The organism is Clostridium gelidum (assembly GCF_019977655.1).
GTDB classification, from domain to species: Bacteria; Bacillota; Clostridia; order Clostridiales; family Clostridiaceae; genus Clostridium; species Clostridium gelidum.
Genome location: NZ_AP024849.1, coordinates 4,832,311 through 4,848,976, shown reverse-complemented (window position 1 = coordinate 4,848,976; position 16,666 = coordinate 4,832,311). Strand labels below are relative to the sequence as shown.

Annotated in this window: 11 protein-coding genes; 10 read left to right on the top strand and 1 reads right to left on the bottom strand. The window is 27.8% G+C overall.

What is annotated here, in order from left to right; translation table 11 throughout:
- Positions 1-225: 225 nt before the first annotated feature.
- From zapA to psyc5s11_RS22250, 6 genes are all read left to right on the top strand, one after another.
- Complete coding sequence (gene zapA, locus psyc5s11_RS22275) at positions 226-2,808, top strand: cell division protein ZapA (RefSeq protein WP_224034656.1); 2,583 nt, start codon at positions 226-228, stop codon at positions 2,806-2,808.
- A gap of 637 nt (positions 2,809-3,445) precedes the next feature.
- The gene (locus tag psyc5s11_RS22270; protein ID WP_224034655.1) at positions 3,446-5,809 is read left to right on the top strand and encodes a DUF3656 domain-containing U32 family peptidase; all 2,364 of its coding nucleotides are present in this window, start codon (positions 3,446-3,448) and stop codon (positions 5,807-5,809) included.
- Between the two features lie 19 nt (positions 5,810-5,828).
- Positions 5,829-8,189: an endonuclease MutS2 gene (locus tag psyc5s11_RS22265; protein ID WP_224034654.1), complete on the top strand. Its 2,361-nt coding sequence runs from the start codon at positions 5,829-5,831 to the stop codon at positions 8,187-8,189.
- Between the two features lie 11 nt (positions 8,190-8,200).
- On the top strand, positions 8,201-8,926 hold the full coding sequence (locus tag psyc5s11_RS22260) for a DUF523 domain-containing protein (protein ID WP_224034653.1): 726 nt from the start codon (positions 8,201-8,203) through the stop codon (positions 8,924-8,926).
- 77 nt (positions 8,927-9,003) lie between these two features.
- Positions 9,004-9,270 (top strand): hypothetical protein, encoded by a 267-nt coding sequence (locus psyc5s11_RS22255; RefSeq protein WP_224034652.1) that lies wholly within the window; start codon positions 9,004-9,006, stop codon positions 9,268-9,270.
- Positions 9,271-9,291: 21 nt separating this feature from the next.
- Positions 9,292-9,825 (top strand): GNAT family N-acetyltransferase, encoded by a 534-nt coding sequence (locus psyc5s11_RS22250; RefSeq protein ID WP_224034651.1) that lies wholly within the window; start codon positions 9,292-9,294, stop codon positions 9,823-9,825.
- 107 nt (positions 9,826-9,932) lie between these two features.
- Here the strand turns inward: psyc5s11_RS22250 and psyc5s11_RS22245 are convergent, their stop codons facing one another.
- Complete coding sequence (locus tag psyc5s11_RS22245) at positions 9,933-10,265, bottom strand: YddF family protein (RefSeq protein WP_224034650.1); 333 nt, start codon at positions 10,263-10,265, stop codon at positions 9,933-9,935.
- A gap of 359 nt (positions 10,266-10,624) precedes the next feature.
- Here psyc5s11_RS22245 and psyc5s11_RS22240 point away from each other — a divergent pair, with 359 nt between their 5' ends.
- From psyc5s11_RS22240 to psyc5s11_RS22225, 4 genes are all read left to right on the top strand, one after another.
- Positions 10,625-12,316: an ABC transporter ATP-binding protein gene (locus psyc5s11_RS22240; RefSeq protein ID WP_224034649.1), complete on the top strand. Its 1,692-nt coding sequence runs from the start codon at positions 10,625-10,627 to the stop codon at positions 12,314-12,316.
- Positions 12,317-12,500: 184 nt separating this feature from the next.
- Complete coding sequence (locus psyc5s11_RS22235; RefSeq protein WP_224034648.1) at positions 12,501-14,180, top strand: M3 family oligoendopeptidase; 1,680 nt, start codon at positions 12,501-12,503, stop codon at positions 14,178-14,180.
- A 352-nt stretch (positions 14,181-14,532) separates the two neighbouring features.
- The gene (locus psyc5s11_RS22230; protein ID WP_224034647.1) at positions 14,533-15,315 is read left to right on the top strand and encodes a MerR family transcriptional regulator; all 783 of its coding nucleotides are present in this window, start codon (positions 14,533-14,535) and stop codon (positions 15,313-15,315) included.
- On the top strand, positions 15,308-16,600 hold the full coding sequence (locus tag psyc5s11_RS22225; RefSeq protein ID WP_224034646.1) for an MFS transporter: 1,293 nt from the start codon (positions 15,308-15,310) through the stop codon (positions 16,598-16,600). The genes psyc5s11_RS22230 and psyc5s11_RS22225 overlap by 8 nt, the downstream gene beginning before the upstream one ends.
- Positions 16,601-16,666 lie beyond the last annotated feature (66 nt).

Sequence of the window (16,666 nt, the reverse complement as noted above, 5' to 3'; positions counted from 1 at the left end):
AATTAAAAACTACGAAAATATTTTTAATAGCTAAAATAAAATTGAGATTTTCAGATAATTCAAAAAAGAAGATTTGAATATTGATATTTAGGTAAGTTATTCTCAAAAATATCTAATATAATAGACTTTGATTTTTTTTTAGATGCTTAACGTTACATAATTGTTTTATTACTCAAAATACCCTATAATTGAAGGTAATAAAGAATTTTAAGAGGTGTTATTATTATGATTAAAGTAACAATTAATATAAATGGTATGAATTATAACCTGACAGGAGAAAAAGATGAAAAATATTTGCTAGGTGTGGCAAATTATGTTGATACAAGAATTAAAGAAATACTATCTAAAAAAGAGAATCTTAGTACAACAGCAGCAACTGTTTTAGCGGCTGTAAATATTGCAGATGAACTTTATGAATGTGATTTTGAATTAGACAAGGCTATTAAAGCGAAGAATAATATTGATGATGAAAATGTTTTATTGAAGCAAAAATTAGACGAAATTAATATACAACTAGAAAATGCTCAAAAAGAAAAATTAAATATTAAAGATACATTTGGTAAAAGAGAAGGTGAATTAAATAAAAGATATGAAAATGTTGAAGTAACATTTAATTCATTGAATAATCAAATCAAGGAACTTAAAACAGAAAATGAAAATCTGAAAAATGAAAAAAAATTAATAACTGATGAAGTTAAGAAAAATAAGAATAGTAATGAAACTTTAAATAAAGAAATTATTGAATTAAAGAATAAAAATAAGATTCTTTATAAAAATATAGATGAATCTAAAAACAAGGAACATAAATTAAATAAAAATATTCAAGAATCTAATGAACAAGTAACTACTTTAACAAATGAAATAACTAATATTAATAAAGAAAAGGATAAAATAAGTACACAATTAAATGAAATAAGTGCTAAGAATTTAGAATTAAATACACAAATTGAAAAGCTTAACGAAGTTAAAGTTGATTTAGATAGTAAAAGTTTATTATTAAAAGAAAAGACTGTATTATTTGAATCAGACTATTCAGTTGTCTATGAAGAATTAGAAAAGGTAAAGGCAAGTTTGAAATGTGAAATTATAAATAAAGAAGCTATTAATAAAGAATATGATTTATGTAAGATAAACTTGGAGAAATTAAATGAATTATATTCTGAGGGTAATAAAGAACTTACTGAATGTAAGGAAAGCTTAGAAAATCAAATAAATATAAATAGTGAAATTGAATCTAGATTAAATATGGAAAAACAAGAATTAAGTAATAGAATTGAAGAATTATTATTAAACAAGGAAGAGTTAAATAACAAAATTAATGAACTAATTAGAAATGAAGAAGGATTAAATAATAATTTAATGGCTGAAAAAGCAAATATTAGTGAGCTAACTAAGATAATAGATGAAAGTAATATGGAAAAGGCTGACCTTAATAAACAATTAAATGATTTATTTGAAGAATCAGATAGGGAAATTGCAGAATGTAAAGAAAAAATTAGTAATTTAAATAAAGAACATGAGAACTGCATAAATCAAATTAATTTATTAATTGAGGAAAAAGAAAATCTAGAAGGTGAAATTAATAAATTAAACACAGATCAAGAGAATTTAAATAATGAAATCAATAATATGAGTGATATTAATGATCAATTATCAAAGGAAATTGAAACATGTGATAGAGAGAAAACAGTTTTAAATGGCGAAATTAATAAGTTAAAGACAGATAAAGATAACTTAAATAATGAGAATAATAATATGCTAACTAGGAATGAAGAATTAGCACAAAAAATAGAAGAATGTGACATGGAGAAAGAAGTGTTAGAAGGCGAAATTAATAAGTTAATGGCTGATCAAGATATCTTAAATAATGAAATCAATAATATGAGAGCTAAAAATGAAGAATTATCAAATGAAATAGAAACATGCAGCTTAGAGAAAGAAGCTTTAGATAATGAAATTAATAAGTTAAAGGCAGATCAAGATATCTTAAATAATGAAATCAATAATATGAGAGTTAATAATGAAGACTTATCAAGCGAAATAGAAATCTATAGATTAGAGAAAGAAGATTTAGAGGGTGAAATTAATAAATTAAAGACAGGTCGAGACATCTTAAATAATGAGATCAATAATATGAGAGTTAATAATGAAGACTTATCAAATGAAATAGAAATCTATGGTTTAGAGAAAGAAGATTTAGAGAGTGAAATTAATAAATTAAAGACAGATCAAGATATCTTAAATAATGAAATTAATAATATGAAAAATGTTAAGGATAAATTATCAAAGGAAATAGAAAAAAGTGATAGAGAGAAAGATGTTTTAAAAGAGGAAATAGAAATTACAAGAAGTAACAATGAAAGAGTGAAGTATGAAGCTAATGAAGCCCACGAGCAAAGTGAAGAACAAATTAATCTTAAAAATATAGAAATAGAAGGCTTAAGTAAAACTTTAGCAACAGCAGAATCTGATTTAAGAAGAACTAAAGAAGAATTAGGAAGTAAAGAAAGAGCTGTAGCAAGATTAGAAAAGGAATTAGACGATAAAGAAGGCATTTTCTTAAATTTAAAAAGACAAATAGAAGCTAAGGAAAAAAACTTGTTAGTTATAAATCAAGAATTTGAAGACAAAATTTCAGTATTAGTTAAAGAAAAAGAAGAAGTAACTAATGAAAATAATAAACTTAATCAAGAATCTAGAACTTTTCAACATAAGGTATTTGAATTACAAGCTAAGATAATAGATACAGAAATAGAAGTAGCAAAATTTAAAAAAGAGCAAGTTGGACCTATTGTTAGAAGAAGATAAATCCTTGAACCATACTTATGATGATATCCCGCCGAAATTGGACACATATTTGTTCCATAGGACTAAGAAAATTTCGCTGGAAGCTTCTAAATGCCAGGTTGCACCCATTTCTGCATGCTCCTGAGGCAAGCTCAGGACAAGCAAAAATGGAACAACCTGCCATTAAGAAGCTTCAACAGCCTATTTTCAAGGCCTATTCCACAAACATGTGTCCAATTTCTCTGTTTAACTATACTCTTGAGTATAGTAAATATTGAATATAATACTAGGTAGAAATAAGAAGTTATGCTTTTATGTGCGAAATTTAAAGAATATTTCAGATTATTAAAAATCAAATAAGAGGGACATTATTTAATACAAGTAAATCAAAGTATAGATAAACAGGTTAAAAGCTGTATGTGTACTTTGTATTATATTAATAGAAGAGGTATAGAAACTTGACTCATTTACAAACATTGGTTAAGATTTAATATGATATAATAAATTAGCTACTCATATGAGTAGCTAATTTAAAATAGAAAAAATAAAAGTCATGATATCAAAATCTTTTTTATAAGGAAGCTCGACTAATATACGTCGCTGATTAAGTTCGAGTAACCAAGTACAAGATTTGGTTATTTAAACTTAGGAGGAAAATATGAATAAAATTGAATTACTAGCTCCAGCAGGTAGCATGGAGAGTTTAATTGCAGCTATAAATAATGGAGCAGATGCAATATATCTTGGGGGAAATAAGTTTTCAGCTAGAGCGTATGCATCAAATTTTGATAATGAAACTATGATGAAAGCTGTGGATTATGCACATAGTTATAATGTGAAAGTCCATGTTACTATAAATACTGTTTTAAAACAAAATGAATTAAAAGAAGCTTTAAAATATGTTGGTTATCTTTATGAAATTGGTGTAGATGCACTAATAATTCAGGATGTTGGATTAATAAGCTTAATTAGAGATATATATCCAAACTTTGAACTTCATGCATCAACTCAAATAACAGTTCATAATGGAGAGGGAGCCTTATATTTTAAAGAAAAAGGTCTTCAAAGAATTGTTTTATCTAGAGAACTTTCATTAGATGAAATCAAACATATTTCAAAGGATTTAGGAATTGAAACAGAAATATTTGTACATGGTGCTTTATGTGTATGTTATTCTGGACAATGTTTAATGAGTTCTATGATTGGTGGAAGAAGTGGAAATAGAGGAAGATGTGCTCAACCTTGCAGAATGCAATATACTTTAAAGAGTGAAACTTTAGGAGAAAAAAAGGGATATCTTTTAAGTCCTAAGGACACATGTTTGATTGAGGATATAGATTCAATTATAAAAAGTGGAACTTCATCTTTAAAGATTGAAGGAAGAATGAAAAAGCCAGAATATGTAGCGGGTGTTACAAGAAATTACAGACAATCCATTGACAAGGTATTAAAAAATGGAAAGTTTGATTTACATAAGGGAAAAAATGAATTAGCTCAGTTATTTAATAGAGAAGGTTTTGCTAAAGCGTATTTACATAAAAATGTAGGAAAAGACATGATGAGCTATAACTATCCTAAAAACACTGGAGTGTTTATAGGACAGGTTACAAATAGTGGAGAAGTTGTCTTAGAAGAAAATGTAGCTTTAGGTGATGGAATAAGATTTCATGATGACGGATTTACTTTAAGCAAGATTTTAAAAAATAATAGTGAAGTTAAAGAAGCTTTTAGAGGGGATACAGTTAAATTATTTCCAGTTGGAGGATATAAAAAGGGTTATAGATTATATAAAATGTCTGATAAAAAGTTGTATGATGAGTTAAAAGAAGATTTAAAACTTTATAAGAAGAAGATATCTTTAACCTTAGAAGTTGAGTTTAAAGTTAATGCTCCTCTTGTTATTAAAACTAAGTTTAATGGTAAAGAATACAAAGTTTATGGCGAAAATGTTGAAGTTGCAACTAATGCCCCTATGACAAGAGAAAGAGTTGAAGATTCTTTAAAGAAGTCAGGAGAAATTCCTTATAAGTTTGACCAAATAGTTTTTGATACATTTGATGATGGATTTATGAAAATAGCATCCATAAATAATTTGAGAAGAGAATTATTTGAAAAGATTTTGAAAGAAGAAGTGAGTTCACATAGAAAAAGAAGAATTCAAGAAAGTCTTAAAATAAAGAATGTAAAATCTAATGAAGATTTAGGTTATATTTATAGCTGTATTACAAAAGATCAATTAAAAGCATTAAGTGAAAATAAAAAGGTTCAAAATATAGCGCTAGATATATTCTTTAGCAGACAAAAGAATGCTTTAAATAAAGATGATTTGAAAAAGTTCCATGAACAAAATTCAAATGATAAAAATATCTATTTAAAAATACCTAATATTATTAAAGGTGAATTTAATAATATAGTAAAAACTATAGAAGAATTAATGCCTTTCATAAAAGGAATAATAACATCTAACGTTGGAATAATAAGAATTTATAAAGATAAATTATTTATAATAGGAGATTATAAATTAAATATTTTCAATAAGGAAGCAGCAGAATTTTATGCAGAAGATGTGGATATTCCATGTTTAAGCTTAGAATTAAATAGAAAAGAAATAAAGGAAATGATGAAAAATATTAATTGCAAAATTGGAGTTAATATTTATGGTAATACTGAGCTTATGGTTAGTGAATATTGTCCTGTAGGTAGCACTTTTGGAGGGAAAGCTTCTAAAAAAGAATGTAATGGTGTATGTATGAAAGATAACTTTAAATTAATTGATAGAATGAATGAAAATTTTAGTGTTCTATGTGATAATAATTGTAGAAGTCATATATTAAATTCAGTGGCTACAAATTTGATTGAACAAGTAGAAGAACTTAAATCTTTTAATATTACAAACTTTAGAGTAGACTTTAAAGATGAGAGCTATGAAGAAGTTAGTGATATTTTAAATCAAATTACTAAAGGCACAAAAAATGAAAATAAAAAATATACTCAAGGTCATTATAGACGAGGAGTAGAATAAGACCAAGGATGTGTTGTAAATGAATGAACGTTCTCTAAGAATATTAGAGTTTTATAAAATCAAAGAGAAAATTAAAAAATATGCAAGAACAAATGCTGGTAAGGCAATGGTTGAAGCCCTTGAACCTTACGATAATTTATATGAAATAAATAATAAATTAGATGAAACTAATGAAGCACTTGAAATTTTAATTACTAAAGGAAATCCACCTCTTGAAGGTCTTTTTGATATACACGAAGGAATTGAAAGGGCTAAAAAAGGCGGCGTATTAACACCAGAACAATTACTTAGAGTTTCCAGCATGCTTAGAGTTTCTAGGGTGATTAAAGAATTCTTTAAGAGAGAAGAAGCTGAAAAAGCATATCCAAGACTTGAAGATTTAGCTTACATATTAGCTCCTATAAAACCCTTGGAAGATGAAATAGACAGAGCTATAGTATCGGAAGAGGAAATTAGCGATAAAGCTAGTCAAACTTTATTTAATATAAGAAGAAGTCTTAAGGAAAAGAATTCTTCAGTTAGAGAAAAAATAAATTCTATAGTTAGAAGTAATTCAAAGTATTTACAAGATGATTTGTATACTATGAGGGGCGATAGGTACGTAATTCCAGTAAAATCAGAATATAAGAGCCAAGTGCCTGGACTTGTACATGATCAAAGTTCAACTGGAGCTACATTTTTTATTGAGCCTATGAGCTTAGTAAATTTAAATAATGAAATAAGAGAGTTAGTTTTAAAAGAGAAAGCTGAAATCGAGAGAATATTAACTGAACTTTCTTCAAAAGTTCAAGATAATGGAGAACAATGTTTAAGTAATTTGAAAATACTTATTGAATTAGATTTTATATTTGCAAAAGGTAGATATGCATCTTATTTAAATGCAATAAAACCAATAGTTCGCGAAGATGGAATATTTAATATAATATCAGCAAGACATCCTTTAATAGAAAGTGATAAGGTTGTACCAGCTGATATTTACCTAGGAGAAGAATTTCAAACATTGATGATTACAGGACCCAATACTGGAGGTAAAACTGTTACTATAAAAACTGTAGGATTACTTCATATTATGGGGTTAAGTGGACTTTTAATACCAGCTCGTGATAATTCATCAATAGCTTTCTTTAAAGAAATTTTTGCAGATATAGGTGATGAACAAAGTATTGAGCAAAGCCTTTCTACTTTCTCATCTCATATGACCAATATAGTTAATATTATGAAACATGTAGACAATAAGTCAATGGTACTTTTTGATGAAATTGGTGCAGGTACTGATCCAGCAGAAGGTGCAGCACTTGCTGTATCTATTTTAGAAACCTTAAGAAGACGAGGCGCAAAACAAATTGCAACAACTCATTATAGCGAACTTAAAGCATATGCATTAAAAACAGATGGTGTTGAAAATGCTTCTGTTGAATTTGATATAGAAACTTTAAGCCCAACTTATAGATTATTAATTGGAGTACCAGGAAAATCTAATGCTTTTGAAATTTCTAAGAGATTAGGACTTGTAGAAGGTGTAATAAAACGAGCAAAAGAATATATGTCAGAAGAAAATCTTCAATTTGAGAATTTGATTAGGGAGCTTCAAGAAAAGAGTATAATAGCAAAACAAGAGGCAAGGGAAGCTAAGAAGCTTAGAGATGAAGCTGAGGAACTTAAGGCAAAATTTGAAGATAAGCTTGAAAAATTAGAAAAAACTAGAGAAAAAGCTTATATGGATGCTAGACGTGAAGCAAAAGATATGTTATCAAATGCAAAAGATGAAGCAGACGATATTTTAAAAGCTATGAGAGAGCTTGAAAAGCTTGGTTTCTCAACTGGTGGAAGGCAAAAGCTTGAAGAAGAGCGTAAAAAGCTTAAAGCAAGTTTGGAAAAACAAGAAAAAGGCATTCATAATATGAAAGAAAATGAAGGTGAAGTAATAACTAAAGTAACCCTTGGAATGGAAGCATTTTTACCTTCATTGAATCAACAAGTAGTAATTATTTCTATGCCAGACAATAGGGGTGAAGTTCAAGTCGAAGCTGGAATTATGAAAATAAATGTTAAATTAAAAGATTTAAGAAAAACTAAAGTTACCAAAGCAGAAAAGGTAAGGCAAAAGAGAGAAGTAAAGCTTAATTTAAGTAGTGTGGAATCTCGAGTGGATTTAAGAGGTTTAGATGCAGAAGAAGCATGTTATAAAGCTGATAAATATTTAGATGATGCTTATTTGGCTAACCTAGGAGAAGTAACTATAGTTCATGGTAAAGGGACTGGAGTACTTAGAAAAGCTATAAACGATATGCTTAAAAGACATAGTCATGTAAAGTCATATAGATTAGGTGCATATGGCGAAGGTGGAGATGGAGTTACTATGGTTGAACTTAAAGGATAAGAGGTGGTTTTATGTATATAATAAGTGCATGTTTATGTGGAGTTAACTGCAGATATGATGGAAAGAGTAATATAAATGACAGATGTTTAAAGTTATTTAGAGAAGGAAAGGCTGTTTTAGTTTGTCCAGAACAATTAGGGGGATTACAAACACCAAGAAATCCTGTTGAACTAAATAATATGGCAAGTGAAGTTGTAGAGAATAACGGAAAAGCATTAAGTAACAAAGGCGAAGATGTAACTAAACAATTTTTAAATGGGGCTTATGAAACATTAAAAATTGCAAACGAACTTGGAGCGAGTAGAGCTATATTAAAAGAAGGAAGTCCTTCATGTGGATCTAATTTTGTATATGATGGAACATTTACAGGCAATAAAATTAGAGGTAAAGGAATAACAGCATACATATTAGAAAATGAAGGGATAACTGTATTCTCAGATGAAGATTTAGAAGTAAATAATAGTAAATTAGTCTATCTTAATGAATTTGACAGAGAAAAGGCTAAAAAAAGAAAACTTTTTGAGTTAGAAGAAGAATCAGACTATGAGGAAGAATATTTTGATTTAACTGAAAATTTAACAGATATGTCAGAATTACCGCCAAAGGTTGAAGAAAATGTTAAGAAGCTCATGATTTCATTAGCACGTGATTTAATGGGGTTTGAAGAGGTAGATGAAATTGCAGAGGCAACAGGATTAAGTATTGAAGAAGTAGAAGAAATATTGAAAGAAAAGTAAGCTTTAAATATTCATATCAATAAATATATTATAATCGTTTAAAAATACAACATGGATACAAAAGGAGAACATTTAAATTGAGTAAAGAGTTAAATATACAAGAAAAAGAAATTAAAACAAGAGATTTATTTTTAAAGATATTTCAAGAAGAAGGAGTTTCAACAGAAGAATTAAAGGAAGCGATATGTCAATCATATATTGATTCAGGCTTTAATTGTAAAACATTTGATGAGATACCTATGACAGAAATGGAGATTGCAATTCTTGATTGTTATGAAACTGGTGGGCTAAGCTTTGAAAATATTGATGAAGTAATTGAACATTATAATAGTGAAGAAGACTAAATTATGGGGTGGAGTGTAAAGATGGGGAATGCAAATTTGGTAAAATTTCAACATTGTGATTTTGATAGCTTTTTTAAATTAATGAGTGAAGCATTTCCTAGTGTTGAAAGGCGAAATTATGCGGATGCGAAGAACCTTCTTAATGAAGAGTTATATAATATAATTGTAGATATGGATGATAATAAGAATATAACTGCTTTTATAGCAAGTTGGGAATTCAGAGATTTCAATTTTATTGAACATTTTGCTGTGGATAGTAAGATAAGAGGAAATGGTGTTGGGACATCGATGATAAGGGATTATTTGAAGAAATCTAACAAGCCTATATTTCTAGAAGTTGAGCTACCAGAAAATGATATTTCTATACGTAGAATTGAATTTTACAAGCGGTTAGGATTTCATTTAAATAGCTTTGAATATTTTCAGCCACCTATGCAAAAAAAACATGATTTTTTACCTCTTAAGGTTATGAGTTATCCTAAGAGCATTGACCAGGAAGAATTTATAAATTTTAAGAATATTGTATATAGAAGAGTATATAAAGTCATTAAATAATTTAAAAGATTAAAGTATTATAAAAAAATAAAAGATATCACTGGAATAAAGGGGGACTCTAATGTAATAGATACAAAAGAGTCCCTTTTATTTCATAATTAATATTGTTATTCGAATCTTTCCATTAATTTAAAGGAATATCCTATTTCCTCAATCTCAGTCCTACACAGGATACTTCCTTCTGGTGGTCTTCTGTTTAATTTAAACACCACTGCTTTTTGTCCAACCTGTTGTTTAAAATCTATACGACTCATGGGTATATCCATATTAAATGAATCTGAAATGGCTTCAGCAGTTGATTTATGTCCTATTGCAGATATAAATCCATTTTTACATATAAGCTTTTTCGCATCACTTACATTTATATCACTTATCTTATATACGCCATTTGTTGTAGCAATAGTTCCATTGAATATGCCAACTTTCATAGATTCATCCATCATATCACCCCTATAAATTACTTATATTCATATTTTAACACATTTCTATAAAATATATAGTATTAAATACTAATATTTACTAGTATTTAAGATAAAGGAAACTTGATTAGATCTATAGTTGAGATTATAATTAAATAAATCAAGTGTTTTATATAAGGCATATTTTGGTCTGTGAATTTACGTCATATGATTAATACTTGTGGAAGGTCGTGAACTCTATGATGAGATTTAAACGAGGTAACTACTCAGTACAGTTGAAATAATCTGTTAGCAGATTGTACTGAGGTTAAAATTATTTGCTTACAGTGTCAGCTGTACTAATTTTTGATATCATATTAAAAATTAGAAGGAGTACAGTTATGAAACATTATTTAGACATTTTAATCAAAAAGAAATTATGGATTGTCATTTATATATTACTTGGAATAGTACTGGCTTTGTTGAATTCTTTTAGCGCTAGATATTTTCAAAAGGTATTAGATGATTTTGGAGATAATACTCTTTCTATTACCACACTATGTATTTATGGATTTGTTTTAATACTAGTATGTGGCCTTAACTATTTTGATGAATATCCAAGCTCTAAATTGTCACAAAGTATATATTTAGATTTTAAATTAAAGGCACTCAGAAAAATGAGTACCATAGATTATAAACACTATCAATTATTGGGTACAGGCAGTCTTATTCAAAAAATAGAAAATGGAGCGAGTGCAGGGAAAAGCATAATATTCGATTTTTACTTTCGATTATTTCGTGAATTGATTCCGAGTATAGTTTTCAGTTTGATTTTTATTTCGAGTATTAACAAAAATATTATGATTTATATTGCAATTGGCTATATATTTGTTTTTGCCATAACTAATATTTTGCTGAAATATTTATATAAGATTAAAGAACGTATTTTGAATAATGAGGAAATATTTAATAAATATTTAATTCGTGGTTTCATGGAGTTGGTTGTATTTAGAACTAACAAAAGATTTGACTATGAGATAGGTAAGGCAACTAATGCATCACAAGAGATTGTAAAATCAAAGACGAAAATGAAGATGATTCATGAAGCATTTTTTGCTATTTTTGCATTGTTTATTACAGTGATTAAAGTGATCATTATATTCATTAGTTGGAAAAGCAATTCATTGTCAGTAGGATCTGTAGTTGCGTTACTTACATTGATTGATAAGGCATATTCGCCTATTGCTATATTTAATGTATTGTTCGTACAATGCAAATTAGATAAGAGTGCCTTTGAAAGATATATGGATTTATTGAACATGCCAGATGATGTTACATTGAATTCTGGAAAGATAGTAAATTTCATAGATGGAAATATATCTTTTAAGAATGTATGCTTTTCCTATGATGAGAAGAACATCTTTAAGGATTTATCTTTTGATATTCCAGAGGGGACTTCAGTTGCATTTGTAGGGGAAAGTGGCTGCGGAAAGTCAACAATTGTTAAGCAAATCATTGGTTTACTTAAGACAGATACAGGGAATATTTATGTAGATGGAAATGATTTATCAGAGCTTAATTTAAATCATTTTTACAAGTATGTTTCCTATACTTCACAGGAATCGCCTATTTTTGATGGAACCTTGCGAGAAAATATTGTTTTTGACAAGGATATTTCTGATAATAAGATTATTAAAGTATTAGAACATGTTGGTCTAAAATCATTCTATTTCGCTTTAACTAAAGGACTTGATACAGAAGTTGGCGAAAGAGGTGTTATGCTTTCAGGTGGAGAACGCCAAAGATTAGCATTAGCTAGAGTATTCTTTAACGATGCAAAAGTTGTTATATTGGATGAAGCTACATCAGCCATGGATAATGTTACAGAAGAATTAGTAATGAAAAATATGATGCAATTCTTAAAAAACAAAACAATTATTACAATCGCTCATCGTCTGAATACAATAAAGGATTTTGAGAAAATATATGTATTCAAGGATGGAAAAATTGTTGGAGATGGTGATTTTAAGGAGCTTTCACAAAATAACAAATATTTTAAGCAGTTATGGAATTGTACATTGGAAAATTTCTGATCATGGTTTTGTTTTACATTCATATAATGAGAACATAATAAATCAAAGAAGGCACTAAACATTTCAAGTTTTAAAGGTTAGTGCCTTGTTTAATATTTAATCTTGTTATTGTATTTTGAATAGATAATAAGGAGTATTGTTTTGATATAATAATTTAGTATGAGATATATTGGGAGGAACAAGAATGAAAAACGAAAATTTTAAATTATCAGAACTTCCTTACGAAAGAATAACAATTGAATCTTTTGAAAAGGAAGCTTTGGAAATAGTAAAAGACTTTAATGCTGCTGAAAATGGAGAAGAACAATTTTTAGTTCATAAAAAATATTATACTTTAATAGAAAAAGTAAGTACTACAATGATTTTAGCGACACTAAGGCATGATGGCGATGTGTCAAATAAATTTTATGAAGAAGAGCAAGAGTATTATGATGAAATATCTCCTAAAATTGAAAGCTTCAAAGTAAAATATCAAAAACTACTTTTTGATTCTAAGTATAGAACTTACCTTGAAAATAAAATAGGGCAAGTTCCGTTTAAAGATATTGAAATTCAGTTAAAAGCTTTTGATGATGTACTTATTCCACTTAAACAGGAAGAAAATGCTCTTACATCAAGATATAATAAATTAGTTGCACAAACTAAGTTTGAATTTAGAGGAGAAACACTTAATCTTTCTTTACTTGGAAAATATTTAAAATCAAAAGATAGACCAACAAGAATTGAAGCAGCAAAAGTGAGAAGCGAAAAGCTCCTTACTATTACAGATGAATTAGATGAGATTTTTGATAAACTTGTAGCTAACCGTAATTCACAAGCAAAGGCAATGAAATATGATAATTATGTGGAACTTGGTTATTACAATATGAAACGTAATTCATATGACAAAAATGATGTAGCTAACTTTAGAAATCAAGTTAAAGAGTTTTTTGTTCCACTTGCATCTAAAATGCATGAAGAAAGAAGAAACCGTCTTGGTTTAGAAAAACTTGACTTTGTTGATGAAGGGGTTTATTTCCTTGAAGGAAATCCTATTCCTATTGGAACTGCTGATGATATTTTTGCAGCAGGCAAAAAAATGTATAGTGAATTATCCTCTGAGACAAATGAATTTTTTAACTTTATGTTAAATCATGAATTGTTTGATGTACTTGGAAGACCTAATAAAGCTACAGGTGGATATATGGATATGCTTATGCTTTATAAGGCACCAATTATCTTTGCTAATTTTAATGGTACAAGCGATGATGTAGATGTTATGACACATGAATGTGGTCATGCTTTCCAAGGCTATCTAACAAGAAATTATGAAATAGTAGAGAATAACAATATAACTATGGAAACTGCTGAAACTCACTCAATGTCGATGGAATTTTTTACAGACAAATGGATGGATTTATTCTTTGGAAACAGAGGCGATGATTATAGAAAAATGCACCTTGAAGATGCAATCGCATTTATACCATATGGATGTATGATAGATGAATTTCAAGAAATAATATATACAAAGCCAGAGCTTACTCCTGATGAAAGAAGAGAAGCTTGGAAACAGTTGGAAAAAGAATATAAGCCACATCTTTCTTTTAAGGATGATGAATTTTTTGGCGATGCGCGTACTTGGCAAATGCAGAAGCATGTGTATAATTGGCCATTCTATTATATTGATTATTGTCTTGCACAAACATGTGCACTTCAATTTAAAATAAGAATGGATGAAGATCACAATGATGCTTGGCAAAAATATATTGCATTCTGCCAAGAATCAGCAAAAGATTATTTTCCTAATATGCTTCATAATGCTCAGCTTAAAAGTCCTTTTGAAGATGGCTTTATGAAGGAACTTGTTCAGAAGATTAAATTATAAGGATGAAACTAAAGCTGTATTAAAGCTAATAGAAAAAAATATGCACAAGAACTTATTGCAAGTGGAGTAAATGAGATAATAAAACTTGCTAAGGAAAAGAAATTAAAATTACTCGAGAATAAAGTATTTAGTACTAAACTAAGCTAAAAGAGATACTTGTGGAATAAGTATCTCTTTTAGCTTATATGTATTTTAAATAAAAAAAACTGTATCTTAGGAAAGGCATATTGTAAATCTTTTATTGACATCAACGTTACGTATGCGTTTATAATTTGAAATATATTGATCCTTAATTCTATAGGTAACGAGTAAATGGATAAATAATATAAATTCTAGTTGGTAGGTGAAGTAAATGAAAGATAAAGTATACATAGGCGAACTTTCAAAGCAACTTAATATTTCTAAACGAACAATTCTTTATTATGAAGATATAGGTTTGATAAAGAGTATAAGAGAATCAATTTCTAATTATAGACTATATGAAAAGGAAGAGATAATTAAATTGCAACAAATTATTCTGTTCAAAAAAATCAATTTACCATTAAATGAAATTTGTAGGATTATAACGTTAAGGGATAGTGAATATGCAGTCAATATGTTTGAGAAGCAACTAAAAAAGATTAATAATGAAATTTCAAACTTAAGCTATTCAAAGACGATTCTACAATCTTTTATTAATATCAGCAATAAAAATGGAGTACAAAATATAGATGTTATTGAACTATTAACTGATCTTACCTGTGTTGATAGTAAATACGAAAAAATTATAGGATTAAATAATATGTATGAAATTAATTTAGAAATACATATTGGCATAAATTTAATACCTATAGCTGATATAAATTCTGATGGAAGTTTGATTAAGAAGATTAGAAAATTGAGAGATGAACTTAAAGATGAAATGAATATTATATTACCATTATTAAGAATATGTGATAAAGAAGAATTGGACAAGGATGAATATTTAATTAAATTGCGAGAGTGCATAGTTGCTAGGGAAAAGATTGATACTGCTCATGTAAGTGGAAATTATGCTAAATGTTTATTAATTACGAACAATCTCAAAAAAATAATTTCTAATAATATAGAATTATTTAAAGTTAACAATATAGAGGGAACGTTGAAGAATGAATAAACTTACATACACTAATAAGTATTTAACTAAATTAAAAAATCAGGAATTTATTAATATTATATTATTAATTTCCGGTGAGTTTGTTTCTACTTTTGGAACAAGAATTTATAATTTTGCTATTGCATATTATATTTTACAAACAACAGGTTCAGCACTAGCTTTCAGTATATCATTAGCACTTGGAACAATTCCAAGGATTCTAATATCACCATTTGCAGGAGCTATTGTTGATGCATTAGACAGAAAAAAGATTGTAATTTTCATGGATTTAGGAAGGTGGATAACTTTACTTGCATTATATTTCATAGCAGTTTTAAGTAACATTCAAATTATACATATTTACATTACGATTTTATTTTTGAGTACTATGGATATATTTTTTAATATAGCTTCAGGTTCATCTATACCTAATATTGTACATAAAAAGAATATTATTAAGATAAATTCAATTAAACAAACTCTTTCATCCCTTGGCAGTATATTAGCTCCTTCTATAGGTGGAATTGTTATTAGTTTTATAAGTATTAAATATTTTATAATTATAAATGCTTTTTCCTTTCTAATTTCAGGGATTTCACAATACTTTATTAATTATAATATAAATAATACATCAGTATTTAGTACAAGCAATAAAACAAAGCTCTCAGTGAATTCCATATTACAAAATACCAAAGAAAGTATAGGTTATATTAAAACTCAATCTTTGATTATAATACTCACAATTTACTCTATGGTTGGTAACTTTTTAATTTATTTAGGTTTTGTAATTCCCATGCCTTATTTGGTTCTAAAATGCTTTAATTTAGGTTCTACTCAGTATGGAATAATTCAAAGTGGTATATCTATAGGAGCTGTAATTGCTGCTATTTTATTATCTATTATTCCTTTGCCTGAAAAGAAATTTAAATTAGTTATGTATTCTTCCTTAGTTTTTTGCGCTCCATTTATATTATTAGGGATTGGTGCAATAATGAATATGATACATATTAGCAAAAGTATACTATTTGTTTACATGGTAGTGGTAACATTTATGTATGGTTCTGGCACTGTTTTAATTAATGTACCAACTAATGCAATTCAACAAGAAAATATTGAAAATAGTTATTTAGGAAGAGTTCTTGGTTTTCAAAACACATTTGGAGGAATAATAACTCCAGTATCTATGATTTTATCTGGAAAATTAATTGGAATGGTTGCACCATATATACTTCCTTTAATTTCTGGAGTAATGTTTATTATACTTGTAATAGTTACATGTTCAAATAGGACAATGAAAGCAATTTAGCAATATTTAAAGGAGACACTTGTTTTATAAGTATCTCCTTTAGTTTAGGCATAATCAAAAAAATAA